The 15,797-nt window shown below is 66.1% G+C and carries 13 protein-coding genes; 10 read left to right on the forward strand and 3 right to left on the reverse strand.

Annotated features, from left to right (window positions below; all coding sequences use genetic code 11):
- Window positions 1–59: 59 nt before the first annotated feature.
- Genes uvrC through BST27_RS11075 form a run of 5 tightly spaced genes read left to right on the forward strand, consistent with a single transcriptional unit; the run spans window position 60 to window position 6,374 of the window.
- Window positions 60–2,030 carry an excinuclease ABC subunit UvrC gene (gene uvrC, locus BST27_RS11055; protein WP_069418507.1) on the forward strand — a complete coding sequence of 657 codons (1,971 nt, stop codon included), beginning with the start codon at window positions 60–62 and terminating at the stop codon, window positions 2,028–2,030.
- Window positions 2,027–2,947, forward strand: coding sequence for an RNase adapter RapZ (gene rapZ, locus BST27_RS11060; protein ID WP_069418506.1), 921 nt, complete (start codon window positions 2,027–2,029; stop codon window positions 2,945–2,947). The genes uvrC and rapZ overlap by 4 nt, the downstream gene beginning before the upstream one ends.
- Window positions 2,944–3,972 (forward strand): uridine diphosphate-N-acetylglucosamine-binding protein YvcK, encoded by a 1,029-nt coding sequence (gene yvcK, locus BST27_RS11065; RefSeq protein WP_069418505.1) that lies wholly within the window; start codon window positions 2,944–2,946, stop codon window positions 3,970–3,972. The genes rapZ and yvcK overlap by 4 nt, the downstream gene beginning before the upstream one ends.
- Window positions 3,969–4,946 (forward strand): DNA-binding protein WhiA, encoded by a 978-nt coding sequence (gene whiA, locus BST27_RS11070; protein ID WP_139805102.1) that lies wholly within the window; start codon window positions 3,969–3,971, stop codon window positions 4,944–4,946. The genes yvcK and whiA overlap by 4 nt, the downstream gene beginning before the upstream one ends.
- Before the next feature lie 42 nt (window positions 4,947–4,988).
- On the forward strand, window positions 4,989–6,374 hold the full coding sequence (locus BST27_RS11075; protein WP_069418503.1) for a WS/DGAT/MGAT family O-acyltransferase: 1,386 nt from the start codon (window positions 4,989–4,991) through the stop codon (window positions 6,372–6,374).
- A gap of 7 nt (window positions 6,375–6,381) precedes the next feature.
- Here the strand turns inward: BST27_RS11075 and BST27_RS11080 are convergent, their stop codons facing one another.
- From BST27_RS11080 to BST27_RS11090, 3 genes are read right to left on the reverse strand one after another with little or no spacing between them, the layout of a single operon-like run.
- Window positions 6,382–7,665 (reverse strand): alpha/beta hydrolase, encoded by a 1,284-nt coding sequence (locus BST27_RS11080; protein WP_069418502.1) that lies wholly within the window; start codon window positions 7,663–7,665, stop codon window positions 6,382–6,384.
- Window positions 7,662–9,275 carry an acyl-CoA ligase FadD12 gene (gene fadD12, locus BST27_RS11085; RefSeq protein ID WP_264000559.1) on the reverse strand — a complete coding sequence of 538 codons (1,614 nt, stop codon included), beginning with the start codon at window positions 9,273–9,275 and terminating at the stop codon, window positions 7,662–7,664. The genes BST27_RS11080 and fadD12 overlap by 4 nt, the downstream gene beginning before the upstream one ends.
- Before the next feature lie 15 nt (window positions 9,276–9,290).
- On the reverse strand, window positions 9,291–10,031 hold the full coding sequence (locus BST27_RS11090; protein ID WP_079219886.1) for a 1-acyl-sn-glycerol-3-phosphate acyltransferase: 741 nt from the start codon (window positions 10,029–10,031) through the stop codon (window positions 9,291–9,293).
- Window positions 10,032–10,232: 201 nt separating this feature from the next.
- Between BST27_RS11090 and BST27_RS11095 the strand changes: the two genes are divergently transcribed.
- From BST27_RS11095 to BST27_RS11115, 5 genes are all read left to right on the forward strand, one after another.
- Complete coding sequence (locus BST27_RS11095; protein ID WP_069418500.1) at window positions 10,233–11,483, forward strand: PucR family transcriptional regulator; 1,251 nt, start codon at window positions 10,233–10,235, stop codon at window positions 11,481–11,483.
- A 98-nt stretch (window positions 11,484–11,581) separates the two neighbouring features.
- Complete coding sequence (locus BST27_RS11100) at window positions 11,582–11,887, forward strand: hypothetical protein (protein WP_069418499.1); 306 nt, start codon at window positions 11,582–11,584, stop codon at window positions 11,885–11,887.
- Between the two features lie 125 nt (window positions 11,888–12,012).
- Window positions 12,013–12,264, forward strand: a complete 252-nt coding sequence (locus BST27_RS11105) for a hypothetical protein (RefSeq protein ID WP_069418498.1) — start codon at window positions 12,013–12,015, stop codon at window positions 12,262–12,264.
- A gap of 225 nt (window positions 12,265–12,489) precedes the next feature.
- The gene (locus tag BST27_RS11110) at window positions 12,490–14,247 is read left to right on the forward strand and encodes a DUF3556 domain-containing protein (protein ID WP_069418497.1); all 1,758 of its coding nucleotides are present in this window, start codon (window positions 12,490–12,492) and stop codon (window positions 14,245–14,247) included.
- On the forward strand, window positions 14,244–15,677 hold the full coding sequence (locus BST27_RS11115; RefSeq protein WP_069418496.1) for a phytoene desaturase family protein: 1,434 nt from the start codon (window positions 14,244–14,246) through the stop codon (window positions 15,675–15,677). Before BST27_RS11110 ends, BST27_RS11115 begins: the two co-directional genes overlap by 4 nt.
- The last annotated feature ends 120 nt before the right edge of the window (window positions 15,678–15,797 follow it).

Raw genomic sequence — 15,797 nt, forward strand, 5'->3', positions numbered from 1 at the left:
ATCTAACGGCGGGGTTCCCCTTATCTTCGAGGCGCCTGCGCGCCCACTAGCCTGGTTATGTGCCAGATCCTGCTTCGTATCGCCCTGCGCCCGGGTCCATCCCGGTCGAGCCTGGCGTATACCGATTCCGGGACCAACACGGCCGGGTCATCTACGTCGGCAAGGCCAAGAGCCTGCGCAGCCGGCTGACCTCGTACTTTGCCGACATCTCGAGCCTGCATCCGCGGACGCGGCAGATGGTGACCACCGCGGCCAAGGTCGAGTGGACGGTGGTAAACACCGAGGTCGAGGCGCTGCAGCTGGAGTACAACTGGATCAAAGAGTTCGATCCGCGATTCAACGTCCGCTACCGCGACGACAAGTCCTACCCGGTCCTGGCCGTCACCCTCAACGAAGAATTTCCGCGGCTGATGGTCTATCGAGGTCCGCGGCGCAAGGGTGTCCGATACTTCGGGCCCTACTCGCATGCCTGGGCTATCCGGGAAACGCTGGACCTCCTCACCCGGGTGTTTCCGGCACGCACCTGTTCGGCAGGAGTGTTCAAGCGGCACAAGCAGATCGACCGCCCATGCCTGCTCGGCTACATCGACAAATGCTCCGCGCCGTGCGTCGGACGGGTCACCGCCGAAGAACACCGCCAGATAGTCCTCGACTTCTGCGAATTCCTGTCCGGCAAGACCGATCGCTACGCCCGCGAGCTCGAACAACAGATGAACGCCGCGGCCGAAAAACTCGACTTCGAGCGTGCCGCCCGGCTACGTGACGACCTGTCCGCGCTCAAGCGGGCCATGGAGAAGCAGGCCGTGGTGTTCGGTGACGGCACCGACGCCGACGTGGTGGCCTTCGCCGACGACGAACTGGAAGCGGCCGTGCAGGTGTTCCACGTCCGGGGCGGCCGGGTGCGCGGCCAACGCGGATGGATCGTCGAAAAGTCGGCCGACCCCAGCGATACCGGGGAAGAGCAGCTGGTCGAACAGTTCCTGACGCAGTTCTACGGCGAACAGGCCGAACTCGGTGGCGCCGCAGACGAAGCCATCAACCCGGTGCCGCGCGAGGTTCTGGTGCCGTGCCTGCCGTCCAACACCGACGAACTGGTCAGCTGGCTGTCCGAACTCCGCGGCAGCAAGGTGGCCCTGCGGGTCCCGCGCCGCGGCGACAAGCGGGCGCTGGCCGAGACGGTACAACGCAACGCCAAAGAAGCACTGCAACAACACAAGCTGAAGCGCGCCGGTGACTTCAACGCCAGATCCGCTGCGCTGCAGAGCATTCAAGAATCACTCGGCCTGGCCGATGCGCCGCTGCGCATCGAATGCGTCGACATCAGCCACGTGCAGGGCACCGACGTGGTGGGTTCGCTGGTGGTTTTCGAGGATGGCCTGCCACGAAAATCGGACTACCGCCACTTCGCCATCCGCGAAGCCGCCGGACAGGGACGCTCCGATGACGTCGCCTCCATCGCCGAGGTGACCCGCCGCCGCTTCCTGCGTCACCTGCACGACCAAAACGACCCCAATATGCTTTCACCGGAAGGAAAATCGCGCCGGTTCGCCTATCCGCCCAACCTCTATGTCGTCGACGGCGGCGCCCCGCAGGTCAACGCGGCCAGCGCCGTGCTCGAAGAACTCGGCATCACCGACGTCGCGGTCATCGGCCTGGCCAAGCGGTTGGAGGAGGTGTGGGTGCCGTCCGAGCCGGACCCAATCATCATGCCGCGCAACAGCGAGGGCCTTTATCTGCTGCAGCGGGTGCGCGACGAGGCGCACCGATTCGCCATCACATACCATCGCAGCAAGCGATCAAAGCGAATGACGGCATCCGTGCTGGACTCGGTGCCAGGATTGGGCGAACATCGGCGCAAGGCCCTGGTCACCCACTTCGGATCAATAGCTCGCCTCAAGGAGGCCACCGTCGACCAGATCACTGCGGTTCCCGGGATCGGGGTGGCGACGGCCACCGCCGTTCTCGAGGCGCTGCGACCGGACCTGGCCCCGGACCCGTCGCCAGAGGGCCCAGCGGGAGGTTCGGAGTGACGAACCACGCGAACGGCGAGCCGGGTGACACAGCCGGTCCGGAAGGCCCCGAGGGCGGTATCGACGTCGTCCTGGTGACCGGCCTGTCCGGCGCCGGGCGCGGGACGGCAGCCAAGGTACTCGAAGACCTGGGCTGGTACGTGGCCGACAACCTGCCGCCCCAGCTCATCACCCGCATGGTGGATTTCGGACTGGCCGCCGGTTCGCGAATCACCCAGCTGGCGGTGGTCATGGATGTGCGTTCCCGGGGCTTCACCGGCGACCTCGACGAGGTGCGCAACGAACTTGCCACTCGCAACATCACCCCGCGGGTGGTGTTCATGGAGGCCTCCGACGACATGTTGGTCCGCCGCTACGAACAGAATCGCCGCAGCCATCCACTGCAGGGCGAACAGACCCTGGCCGAAGGCATCGCCGCAGAGCGCCGGATGTTGGCCCCGGTCCGGGCCAACGCAGACCTGATCATCGACACGTCCAAGCTGTCCGTCCGCGGCTTACGCGAAAGCATCGAGCGCGCGTTCGGCGGCAACGGCGGGGCCACCACGAGCGTCACCGTCGAGTCCTTCGGCTTCAAGTACGGCCTGCCGATGGATGCCGACATGGTGATGGATGTGCGGTTCTTGCCCAATCCGCACTGGGTCGACGAATTGCGCCCGCTCACCGGCCAACAGCCGGCGGTGAGTGAGTATGTGCTCGGCCAGCCGGGTGCGGCCGAGTTTCTCGAGACATACCATCGACTGCTATCCCTGGTTGTCGACGGCTACCGCCGGGAGGGGAAGCGGTACATGACGGTCGCGATCGGTTGCACCGGCGGTAAGCATCGCAGCGTCGCGATTGCGGAAGCCCTGATGGGCCGGCTCGCCGACAATCCGCAACTCACCGTGCGCGTGCTGCATCGGGACCTGGGTCGCGAATGAGCGACAACATCGTCGCACTCGGCGGCGGACACGGCCTGTACGCGACACTGTCCGCCGCGCGTCGGCTGACCCCCTACGTGACCGCCATCGTGACCGTCGCCGACGACGGCGGCTCGTCCGGGCGACTGCGTAGCGAACTCGATGTGGTGCCACCCGGCGATTTGCGAATGGCGTTGGCGGCGTTGGCATCCGACAGTCCGCACGGGCGCCTGTGGGCGACCATCATGCAGCACCGGTTCGGCGGCAGCGGCGCGCTGGCCGGGCATCCGATCGGCAACCTGCTGCTGGCCGGCTTGTCGGAGGTGCTGGCCGACCCGGTGGCCGCCCTCGATGAACTCGGCCGGATCCTCGGCGTCAAGGGCAGGGTGCTGCCCATGTGTCCGATCGCGTTGGAGATCGAGGCCGACGTGTCGGGTCTCGAGTCCGACCCGCGAATGTTCCGGCTGATCCGCGGCCAGGTGGCGATCGCGACCACACCCGGAAAGGTCCGACGGGTGCGGCTCATGCCCAACGACCCGCCGGCCACCCGGCAGGCCGTCGACGCCATCATGGCCGCCGACTTGGTGATCCTGGGGCCGGGCTCATGGTTCACCAGTGTGATCCCCCATGTGCTGGTGCCGGACCTCCTCAAGGCATTGCACGCCACCACGGCCCGCAAGGCGCTGGTGCTCAACTTGGTGGCCGAACCAGGGGAGACGGCGGGTTTCTCGGTGGAGCGGCATCTGCATGTGTTGGTCCAGCACGCGCCGGGATTCGCTGTCGACGACATCATCATCGACGCCGAACGAGTACCCAGCGACCGGGAACGGGAGCAACTGCGCCGCACCGCAACGCTGCTGAAGGCCGAGGTCCAGTTCGCAGATGTGGCCAGACCTGGTACACCTTTACATGACCCGGGCAGGCTGGCGGCTGTATTGGATGGGGTGCGGTCTCGAGACAAGGGGCCAGCGGTGCCTCCGGCGACGGCCACGGAGGAATTACCGATCGAGGGTGTACGACCGAGGGGTGACGACGCGTGGCGATGACGACCGAAGTCAAAGACGAACTGAGCCGTCTGGTGGTCAAGTCGGTCAGCGCCCGGCGCGCCGAGGTCACTTCTCTGCTCAGGTTCGCCGGTGGGCTGCACATCGTTGGCGGCCGTGTCGTCGTCGAGGCCGAACTCGACCTGGGTAGTATCGCCCGCCGGCTGCGCAAGGACATCTTTGAGCTGTACGGCTACAACGCGGTGGTGCATGTGTTGTCTGCCAGCGGGATTCGCAAGAACACCCGGTATGTGCTGCGGGTGGCCAACGACGGCGAAGCGCTGGCCCGTCAGACCGGACTGCTCGACATGCGCGGCCGGCCGGTGCGCGGCCTGCCGGCCCAGGTGGTAGGCGGAAGTATCGCTGACGCCGAAGCCGCTTGGCGCGGAGCCTTTCTGGCGCACGGATCCCTGACCGAACCGGGCCGCTCGTCGGCGCTGGAGGTCAGCTGCCCGGGCCCGGAGGCGGCGCTGGCGCTGGTCGGTGCGGCGCGTCGGCTCGGGGTCAGCGCCAAGGCACGCGAGGTGCGTGGCGCCGATCGCGTGGTGGTGCGCGACGGCGAGGCGATCGGCGCCCTGCTCACCCGGATGGGGGCGCAGGACACCCGGCTGATCTGGGAGGAGCGTCGGCTGCGTCGCGAGGTCCGCGCCACGGCCAACCGCCTGGCCAACTTCGACGACGCCAATCTGCGCCGCTCGGCGCGGGCGGCGGTTGCCGCGGCCGCCCGGGTGGAGCGGGCCCTGGAGATCCTCGGCGACACGGTGCCCGAGCATCTGGCCTCGGCCGGCCGGCTGCGCGTCGAGCATCGTCAGGCGTCCCTGGAGGAGTTGGGCCGCCTGGCCGATCCGCCGATGACGAAAGACGCAGTGGCAGGGCGTATTCGGCGATTGCTGTCGATGGCCGACCGCAAGGCGAAAGTCGAGGGTATCCCCGATACCGAGTCCGCGGTGACACCAGATTTGCTGGAGGACGCCTGACCCTCTGGTCTGGACGTGACGGCGAGAGCTACCGTTCAAGGCATGAGGCGACTTTCGAGCGTTGATGCGGCGTTTTGGTCAGCGGAGACTGCGGGCTGGCACATGCACGTGGGTGCGTTGGCGATCTGCGACCCCTCGGACGCGCCTGACTACAGCTTCCACCGACTCCGCGAAATGCTGATCGAGCGGCTGCCGGAAATCCCGCAGCTGCGCTGGAAGGTGACCGGCGCCCCGCTGGGTCTGGACCGGCCCTGGTTTGTCGAGGACGAGGAACTCGACATCGACTTCCACGTCCGTCGCATCGGGGTTCCCGCTCCCGGTGGGCAGCGCGAGGTCGACGAGCTGGTCGGGCGGCTGATGTCCTACAAGCTGGACCGCTCGCGGCCGCTGTGGGAATTGTGGGTCATCGAAGGTGTCAAAGGTGGTCGCGTAGCGACCTTGACCAAAATGCACCACGCCATCGTTGACGGCGTCTCCGGCGCGGGGCTGGGCGAGATCCTGCTGGACATCACGCCCGAGCCGCGACCGCCGCAAAAAGAGATGGTCGGGTTTGTGGGATCCACGATCCCGGGCCTGGAGCGACGGGCTCTCGGTGCGCTGATCAACCTCGGCGTCATGACACCGTTCCGCATCGCCCGGCTGGTGGAACAGACTGTGCGGCAACAGATTGCGGCTTTGAGTGTCAGCAGCAAGCCGTCGCGTTACTTCGATGCGCCAAAGACCCGATTCAACGCGACGGTTTCGCCGCACCGGCGAATCACGGGCACCAGGGTCCCCTTGGCACGGGCCAAGGCAGTCAAAGACGCGTTCGGCGTCAAGCTCAACGACGTCGTGCTGGCGCTGGTCGCCGGTGCCGCACGTGAGTACCTGCTGAAGCGTGACGAACTGCCGCAAAAACCGCTGATTGCGCAGATTCCGGTGTCCACCCGCACCGATGAGAACAAGTCGGAAGTCGGCAATCAGATCAGTTCGATGACGGCGTCCCTTGCCACCGATGTGGAAGACCCGGCCGAACGGCTGCGGGCGATCCACAAGAGCACACAGAACGCGAAGGAAATGGCCAAGGCGTTGTCGGCGCACCAGATCATGGGGCTCACCGAAACCACGCCGCCCGGCCTGTTGCAGCTGGCCGCCCGGGCTTACACGGCGAGCGGGCTGTCGCACAACCTGGCGCCCATCAACCTGGTGGTGTCCAACGTGCCGGGTCCCCCCATGCAGCTCTATATGGCCGGCGCCAAATTGGAATCGCTCGTTCCGCTCGGCCCGCCGGTGATGGACGTGGCCTTGAACATCACGTGTTTCTCCTACATGGACAACCTGGACTTCGGCTTCGTGACGACGCCCGAGGTGGCCAACGACATCCACGAGATGGCCAAGGCCATCGAACCCGCACTGGCAGAGCTGGAGCGGGCCGCTGAGACGCTCTAGCAGCGCCTCAGGCGTTGTCGCGGCCGGGCGGGTTCGTCACATACACCCAGGACAGGAACTTCGCCACGGCCTCGGCGGCCTTGTGCGCCCGCGGTGAACCGAAGACATCGAACCCGTGCTGAGCGTGGGGCAGTTCGGCGTACGCCACCGGAGCCTTCGACACCCCCCGCAGCTCCTCGACGAACTCCCGCGCCCCTTCCACCGGAAGTAGCGTGTCATCGGCCCCGTGTAGCACGAAGAACGGTGGGGCGTCGGCGCGTACGCGCCGGATCGGGGACGCATCGAGGTAAATGTCCTTGTGCGTGCGCAGCTTCTTCTTGACGACCACTGTCTCCAAAACCTTGACGAACGCTGCACGGCCTGGGCCGTGGGTCGAATACCAGTCGTAGCTTCCGTAGACAGGGACGGCGGCGACCACCGACGTGTCCGCGTCCTCGAAGCCCGGCTGGAACTTCGGGTCATTGGGCGTCAGGGCGGCCAGCGAGCACAGGTGGCCCCCAGCGGACCCGCCGCTGATCGCAACGAAGTTCGGATCGCCGCCGTAGTCCGCGATGTTCTCCTTCACCCAGGCCAGCGCTCGTTTGACATCGACGATGTGGTCGGGCCAGGTATGTAACGGAGAGACGCGGTAATTGATCGACACGCATATCCAGCCGCGCGAAACCAGGTGGCTCATCAAGGGATACGCCTGCGGGCGGCGCCACCCGAGCATCCACGCGCCACCGGGTATCTGCAGCAAAACCGGTGCTTTGGCGTCCCGCGGCAGGTCGCTGCGGCGCCAGATGTCGGCCAGGTTGGCGCGCCCGTGCGGGCCGTAGGAGATGATGTTTTCCTTGTCGACGAAGCGACGACGCGACATGGTGGTGCGCAGCGGCGGGTTTCGCCGGCCTCGCCGGGTGGGCTGCGTGGGTAGCGACTGCAACTCTTCTTCGTAGTCGGGTCCGAGTTGATCGGTGAGGCCCGCCTGCAGAACCGGGCCCGGGGTCGTCACACCGCGGTAGCCGATCACCGCGAGGATCGCCCAGGACGCGGCCGTCAGGGCCAGCGCCGCCTTTCCTTTGGGCCCGGCGAAATCGCCGCGCAGGCCGCGACGCGCGGCGTCCAGTGCGGAGACCGCACCGTAGATGAGTGGCACCTCCGACGGCGGCCAACCGAGCCAGAACACCGTCGGTCCGGCGTAGGGGTTACGGGTCAGCGGCCGTAATCCGTTGGCGGCGTTGACTAATTCCAACGCACCACGGGCCAGTGGTCTGGGCTTGCGCACCTGCTGGATGAGTTCGCGAACTTTCATGAGCCGCCTTTCACCTTGGCCTTCAACTCGTTGCGCAGAATCTTGCCGGTACTGCCGCGCGGCAACTCGTCGAGGAGGTGGATCTCGCGCGGCACCTTGTAGTTGGCCAGGTTGTCCCGCACGTGCTGCTTGAGTGCGTCGATATCAGCGGACGCGCCCGGCTCGAGCACCACGAACGCCGCCAGCCGCTGGCCGTACTGCTCGTCGTCCACTCCGATCACCGAGGCTTCGGCGACCTCCGGGTGGGCCGTCAACGTCTTCTCCACCTCGATGGGATAGATGTTCTCGCCACCCGAGACGATCATTTCGTCGTCCCGGCCGACGACGAACAGCCGCCCGTTCTTGTCCAGGTAGCCGACATCGCCGGAGGACATGAATCCGGCGTGGAAATCCTTCGTGGCGCCGGAGGTGTAGCCGTCGAACTGTGTCTTGTTGCGGACGTAAATGGTGCCCACCTCACCGACGGGCAGCTCGTTGAATTCCGAGTCCAGGATGCGGATTTCGGTTCCCTCGGCGGGTTTTCCGGCCGTGTCGGGCGCCGCGCGCAGGTCCGCCGGTGTCGCCGTGGCGATCATGCCGGCCTCGGTGGCGTTGTAGTTGTTGTAGATCACGTCGCCGAACTGGTCCATGAACGAGATCACTACATCCGGACGCATCCGCGAACCGGAGGCCGCCGCGAAGCGCAGGGAGCGGCCGCTGTAGCGGTTGCGGACCTCGTCGGGCAACTCCATGATGCGGTCGAACATGACCGGCACCACGGCCAGGCCGGTGGCCTGGTGGCGGTCGATGAGGTCCAGCGTGGCTTCCGGATCGAACTTGCGGCGGGTGATCACCGTGCAGGCCAGCGATGACGCCAACACCAACTGTGAGAAACCCCACGCGTGGAACATCGGCGCCACGATGACGATCGGCTCCTCGGCCCGCCACGGCGTGCGGTCCAGGATGCCCTTGAGCACGCCGATGCCGCCACCGCCACCAGAATGCTTGGCGCCCTTGGGTGTTCCGGTGGTCCCCGAGGTCAGCATGATGACTTTCGCCTTGCGGGCGGTGCGCCGCGGTGCCTGCCCGCGGTGCTCGGCGATCAGCTTCTCGACGGTGACGTCGTGACTCCCGTCCGACCATGCCACGATGCGGGCGGCGTCGGGGCTGTCGGCCAGGGCGCGGTCCACCGTCGCGGTGAACTCTTCGTCGTAAATAACCGCGTCGACCTTCTCCCGGGTCACCACCTCGGCCAGCGCCGGGCCCGCGAACGAAGTGTTGAGTAGCAACACGTCGGCGCCAATCCTGTTGGCGCCCAACAACGCATCGACAAATCCCCGGTGGTTTCGGCACATGACGCCGACGACCTTGGGAGTCCCGGACGGCAGGGCCTGCAGGGCGGCGCCCAACGCGTTCCCGCGGTCGTCGAGTTGCCGCCACGTCAACGAACCCAGTTCGTCGATGAAGCCGGGGTTGTCCGGGCAGCGCTGTGATGCGCCGGCGAACCCGGCGGTGAATCCCAGGCCCTCGCGGCGCATGGCCACCGCCATCTTGACGTAGCGGTCGGGCCGCATCGGCGCGATCATTCCCGCGCGCCGCAACGTGGAGACGATGCCCAGCGTCTCTTCGATTCGAGATACCACGGCTCAGCCCAGAATCGGGAAGCGTCGCTTGGCGGCGAGCTCGTTGAGCGCCTGCTGCATGACGAACCGCACGTGCTCGTCCACCTCGTCGATGTCGGGATTTTCGCCGAACTTGGCGGTGATATCGATCGGTTCCAGCACCTGCGTCACGATTTTGCTCGGCAACGGCAGGTTGGGCGGGATCGGACTGGTCAGCCCGAACGGGAACCCGAACGACAGCGGGAGGATGTCGCTGCGGATCAACCGCTTCAAGCCCAGACGCCGAGCCAGCCAGGTGCCGCGGGTCAGGTAGAGCTGGGTCTCCTGCCCACCGATGGACACCGCGGGCACGATGGGCACCCCCGCCTCGATCGCGGTGCTGACGTATCCCTTGCGGCCATTGAAGTCGATGACGTTCTCCGCCGACGTCGGGCGGTAGGCGTCGTAGTCGCCGCCGGGGAAGACCACCACCACGCCACCGGAGCGCAGGGCAATCCCCGCGTTCTCCCGGTTGGCCCGGATGTAGCCCACCTTGCGGAAGAAGTCCGCGGTGGGGCCCATGAAGAGGACGTCGTGGCTCAGCGTGTACACCGGCCGGTCGTAGCCGAACTTCTCGTAGAAGTCGATGCTGAAGATCGGCACGTCCATCGGGAACTGTCCGCCGGAGTGGTTGGCGACGACAAGCGCGCCACCGGGCGGGAAGGAATCAAGGCCGTGTACTTCGGCGCGGAAATACGTCTTCAGCACGGGGCGCATGACACTCATCAAGCGCTGCGTCGCGCCGGGGTCGAATTTGCCGATGTCGTCTTCGCTCACTGAGGCTCCTTTGCCGACGAGTCTCTAGATCGTAGCGACCTGGGCCGAGAGCACAGTGCCGGTGTCGCTGGTCAGAAAGTCTCCCGTTGCGGCCGGGACGGGTGCACAGTGATCAGTGGGCGAACGCGTCAGCGGAGAAGGGACGCAGAAATGACCGGTGTCGACAGCGCGTCCATTCTGGCGATCGTCGAACAAATGGACAAGATTCGCGATGAGTTCATCGACGAAGTGTTCGAGATGATGAAGTCGGAGATCCGCGGCCTGAACTACGACACCCGCATGAACGAGTTGTGGCGGGCCAGCATCACCGAGAACTTCCTGGCGGGAATTCATTACCTGGCCCGGAATGAGCCGTCGTCGTTGATCGAGGCACCGGCGGCCGCGTTGGCCTACGCGCGCGCGGCCGCGCAACGCGATATCCCGTTGGCGCCCTTGGTGCGCGCGCATCGGCTGGGGCAGGCGCGCTTCCTCGAGGTGGCGATGCAGCATGCGTCGGTGCTGGAGCCCGTCCGGCAGGCAGCGACGATCATCGAGCTGGTAAACCGGGGGAACCGCCTGATCGATCTGGTGGCCGACCAGTTGATCATCGCCTATGAAGAGGAACACGATCGCTGGCTGAGCCGGCGCAGCGGCCTGCAGCAGCAATGGATCAGCGAGGTGCTTGCGGGTGCGCCGATAGACGTGGCGCGGGCCGAAAAGGGTTTGCGCTATCGGTTCGGTGGCAGGCACGTCGCGGCGGTGGTGTGGGTCGGCGCGGACGTGCCCACCGTCGACGTGGTGCGACTGTTCGAACAAGTGCGGTCCTTGATCAGCGACGAATTGGACCCGGTAATCAGTTCGTTGATGGTGCCGACCGACGAGCGCGAGGCGCGATTGTGGTTTTCGTCGGTGCGAACCCCCGACGCGGCACGCCTGCGCGCGGCGTTCAGCCGGGCGGGGATCCGGGCGCGGTCGGCGTTTGGTCGGGTGGAGGCCGGCCTGTCCGGGTTCCGGGCATCGATGAAGCAGGCCGAACGGGTCAAGGCGGTGGCCGTCGCCGGGTGCGGTCGCATCGGCGAGCGTGTCCTCTTCTATCGCGACGTCGCACCGATCGCATTGATGGCCGACGACGTGGATGAGCTGCGGCGCTTCGTTGCCGAGACGCTGGGCGACCTTGCCGCCGACGACGAGCGGTGCGGTTGGCTGCGGGAAACGTTGCGCGAGTTCCTGGCCCGCAATCGTAGCTACGTAGCGACGGCCGAGGCTATGACATTGCACCGCAACACCATTCAGTATCGGGTAGGGCAGGCGATGGAGACCTGCGGGCAGGATTTCGACGATCCCGATGCGGTGTTCGCCGTGCAGACGGCGTTGGAGATCTGCCGGTGGATGGCACCGGCTGTGCTGCGCGCACAACCCTGAGCTGCACTTTCGGCATCGGCGCACAAGGGTGCACCGGCCCCTCGGCGATAGCGTTTGCCCACGTCAAAAGGTGAAAACGCAAACGAGGAGAGGCGGACTTGGACGGGCCGGCCGCAGGCACTGACCGGCGCGAGGCCGAACACTTTCTGCTTCTGCTCGCTCAGATCTGTAAACGCACCAACCTGCAGATCGTCAGCTACCAACGGGCGGTCGACGCCGCGGTAGCCGCCGGTCGCCACCAACAGGCCTGCGAGCTAAGGGAATTGATGGGCATGACGCGACAGGATCGAGAGATCCTCGCTGACTTGATCGATCGTCTACAGGTGTCCGCCGATGTGTCGGTGGCTGAGGAGCGAGATCCGGCCGGGTGTCACGAGGGGTCACGCGTACGGCTACGCCCGTAATGGGGCTCGCACCAGCGTCGCCGGGTCCGTCTGGGTGGGGGCGGACCCGGTCGGCGTGTGTTCGGCTGTCTCCGTTGGGTATTAGCGCCCGCAACCAATACCAGGTCCGAGTCGAGAGAGGCACGATGAATCCGCCCAACACCACCGTCGATCAACATCAGACCGACGAGTTCTTGAAGCTGCTCGCTCGGATATGCCGACGCATCAACCACCGGGTCGACATGTACTACCGGGCGGGTGTCGCCTTCGACGGCGAAGCCCTCATCGAACGCCCCTGGGGTTTCGAACAGCTGGCTCGCCTCGACGAACGGGACCGAATGATCGTCGAAGAGCTGACGGGCCAGTTGCAGCGGCGCTTTCCGGCGGCGGCCGAGTAACTCGCCCATGGCCCGATCGATCGTCCCCACGCAGTGACGGAAGCCGGGCCCGCCGGTCGGGCGGCGGGCCCGGCTCCTCAGATGCGCTTGGGCGCAGCGGTTTCGCCTGGGGCGTACCGGGCCCCCCACCCACTCGCGGGACGTTGCAAACCCGGTCCCCAAAATCGAGGGGTTGGCCGATACATTGGACTGGCTATCTGGCATTGCACCTGGAACGAGGCCGCCATGGGATTCATGTCACCGGAGCTTCCCGACGTCGACCGCGACAGCTGGCCCACCCTGCCGCGGGCAGAACGACTGAAAATCGTCACCCGGCACTGGGCCGAACACGGTTTTGGAACGCCGTATGCGGTGTATCTGCTCTACCTGCTCAAGATCGCTCTATACGTCGCTGTTCCCGCCGCCATCATCTCGCTGACGCCCGGGCTGCCCGGGCTCAGCCACATCAGCGAATGGTGGTGGCAGCCGATCGTGTACCAGAAGGTCATCATCTTCACGCTGCTGTTCGAAGTGCTGGGTTTGGGCTGCGGTTCGGGCCCGCTGACCGGACGGTTCATGCCGCCGATCGGCGGTGTCCTCTATTGGTTGCGGCCCAAGACGATTCGGCTGCCCCCGTGGGGGGACAAGGTCCCCTTCACCAAAGGCGACTCCCGCACCATCGTCGACGTCGTCCTCTACGCCATCGTGTTGATCAGCGCGGTGTGGGCGCTGCTGTCGCCCGGTCACGGCGGCTCCGTCACCGCCGCCGGCGATGTCGGACTGATCAACCCGGTGCTGGTGATTCCGACGATCGTCGCCCTGGCGTTGCTGGGTCTGCGGGACAAGACCATCTTCTTGGCCGCTCGCGGAGAACACTATTGGTTGAAGCTGTTCGTGTTCTTCTTCCCGTTCACCGACCAGATCGCGGCGTACAAGATCATCATGCTGTGCCTGTGGTGGGGGGCGGCGACGTCCAAACTCAACCACCATTTCCCCTACGTCGTGTCGGTGATGACGAGCAACAACGCGTTGCTTCGCGGCAGGATTTTCAACCCGATCAAGCACCGGATCTACCGCGACCACGTCAACGATCTGCGGCCCACCTGGATACCGAAGGCGATGGCCCACGTCGGCGGCACCACCGCGGAGTTCATAGTTCCCACGCTGCTGGTGTTCGTCGCGGGCGATCAGCCGTGGCGGTGGTTCCTCATCGGCTTCATGGTGATCTTCCACCTCAACATCCTTTCCAACCTCCCGATGGGGGTGCCGTTGGAGTGGAACGTCTTCTTCATATTCTCGCTGTTCTATCTGTTCGGGCATTACGGGGAGTTGCGCGCGATCGACCTCCGTTCACCGTTGTTGCTGGCCCTGATCCTTGCCGCGGTTGTCGTCGTGATCGTGGGAAACATGTATCCCGAGAAGGTTTCGTTCCTGCCGGCCATGCGCTACTACGCCGGCAACTGGGCCACCAGCGTGTGGTGCTTCCGTGAGGGTGTGGAGGAGAAGATCGAGGCGAAGGTCGTCAAAAGCTCTGCGCTCGTGGTCAATCAGCTGGCCAAGCTGTATGACGAAGCGACGGCCGAAATCATGGCAGACAAGACCGCGGCGTTTCGGGCGATGCACACGCATGGCCGCGCGCTCAACGGTCTGTTGCCCCGGGCGATCGACAATGAAGCCGAATACAAGGTGCGTGAGGGCGAAATCGTTGCGGGCCCGCTGGTCGGATGGAACTTCGGCGAGGGCCACCTGCACAACGAGCAGTTGCTGGAGGCGGTGCAGCGACGGTGCAATTTCGACGAGGGTGAACTCCGCGTCATCGTCTTGGAGGGTCAGCCGATCCACATCCAGAAGCAGTGGTACCGCATCCTCGATGCCAAGACCGGCTTGATCGAATCGGGCTACGTCGAGGTCAAGGACATGCTGACGCGCCAGCCTTGGCCCGAGCCCGGCGACGAGTTCCCCGTCCACATCACCACGCAGCCCGTCGTCCACGGAAAGTCGTGACCCGGGCCGGTGACAAGGCCGTCGTCGTCGGCGCCGGGCCCAACGGCTTGGCCGCCGCGATCCACCTTGCCCGCCAGGGTCTCGACGTGCAGGTCCTGGAGGCACGCGACACGATCGGTGGGGGAGCGCGCTCGAGTGAGCTGACCCTGCCGGGGCTCATCCACGACGACTGCTCGGCGTTTCATCCCCTCGGTGTCGGTTCGCCGTTCTGGCAGGAAATCGACCTGCAGAGTTACGGGCTGGCGTGGAAGTGGCCGGAGATCGACTGCGCGCATCCACTCGACGACGGCACGGTCGGCGTGCTTTACCGCTCGATCGATGACACCGCGGCGGGGCTCGGGCCCGACGGCAAGCGGTGGCGACTGGCCGTCGGCGACCTCGCCCGTGGCTTCGACGAACTGGCCGGCGACCTGCTTCGCCCGGTCATCAACATCCCGCGACACCCGCTGCGCCTGGCGGCTTTCGGACCGCGGGCAGTGCTGCCGGCGACGGCCGTGGCGCGCTGGTTCAGGACCGAGCAGGCGCGTGCGCTGTTCGGTGGTGCGGCCGCCCACCTCTACTCCCGCCTCGACCGCCCACTGACCGCGTCCCTGGGGTTGATGATCCTGGCCAGCGGCCATCGCTACGGCTGGCCCGTCGCCGAGGGCGGCTCCGGGTCGATCACGCGGGCATTGGGCGCCGCGCTGGCGGCGCACGGTGGTCAGGTCGCCACCGGCGTCACCGTCACCAGCCGTCGCGACATTCCCGACGCCGACGTCGTCATGCTCGACCTCAGCCCAGCCCAGGCCCTGGCGATCTACGGCGACGCGATGCCCGCCCGGATCAAGCGTTCCTACCTGCGCTACCGCGAAGGATCTTCGGCGTTCAAGGTCGACTTCGCCATCGAGGGCGATATTCCGTGGCGGAACCCGGAGTGCGCCCGGGCGGGCACCGTTCACTTGGGCGGCACGTTCGCCGAGGTCGCGGACACGGAACGGCAACGCGCACAGGGCACGATGGTCGAACGGCCGTTCGTGCTGCTGGGCCAGCAATATCTCGCCGACCCGTCGCGTTCGTCGGGCAACATCAACCCGATCTGGGCCTACGCCCATGTGCCGTTCGGCTACCCCGGTGACGCCACCAACGCCGTCATCGATCAGGTCGAACGGTTCGCCCCCGGCTTTCGCGACCGCGTCGTCGCGACCGTCAGCAAGTCCACCGCCGAACTGCAGGCCTACAACCCCAACTACATCGGCGGTGACATCATCGGCGGCGCCAACGACCGATTGCAGGTCATCCTGCGCCCACGGGTAGCCCTGGACCCCTACGCAATCGGAGTGCCGGGCGTCTACCTGTGCTCGCAGGCTGCGCCGCCGGGTGCCGGCATACACGGCCTATGCGGCTACCACGCCGCCGAATCGGCATTGCGCTGGCTGCGCAAGCGGCGCTGAGTCCTGGCGCTCACCACCCACGCTGCGGCCCGACGCCGACGGGAGGGACGCTTGTGATGGGCAAACGGGGGTTGCCGTCCTAGCTGTCAGCGCACGCTTGAACCGACTGATCTAGGCTGA

This window comes from Mycobacterium intermedium (genome assembly GCF_002086275.1).
GTDB lineage: Bacteria > Actinomycetota > Actinomycetes > Mycobacteriales > Mycobacteriaceae > Mycobacterium > Mycobacterium intermedium.

Coding starts and splice junctions, on each gene's coding strand:
- BST27_RS11075 (WP_069418503.1), top strand. CDS start 4,989: ATGAGGCGACTTTCGAGCGTTGATGCGGCGTTTTGGTCAGCGGAGACT.
- BST27_RS11090 (WP_079219886.1), bottom strand. CDS start 10,031: ATGAGTGTCATGCGCCCCGTGCTGAAGACGTATTTCCGCGCCGAAGTA.
- BST27_RS11110 (WP_069418497.1), top strand. CDS start 12,490: ATGGGATTCATGTCACCGGAGCTTCCCGACGTCGACCGCGACAGCTGG.
- whiA (WP_139805102.1), top strand. CDS start 3,969: ATGACGACCGAAGTCAAAGACGAACTGAGCCGTCTGGTGGTCAAGTCG.
- BST27_RS11095 (WP_069418500.1), top strand. CDS start 10,233: ATGACCGGTGTCGACAGCGCGTCCATTCTGGCGATCGTCGAACAAATG.
- BST27_RS11105 (WP_069418498.1), top strand. CDS start 12,013: ATGAATCCGCCCAACACCACCGTCGATCAACATCAGACCGACGAGTTC.
- BST27_RS11080 (WP_069418502.1), bottom strand. CDS start 7,665: ATGAAAGTTCGCGAACTCATCCAGCAGGTGCGCAAGCCCAGACCACTG.
- yvcK (WP_069418505.1), top strand. CDS start 2,944: ATGAGCGACAACATCGTCGCACTCGGCGGCGGACACGGCCTGTACGCG.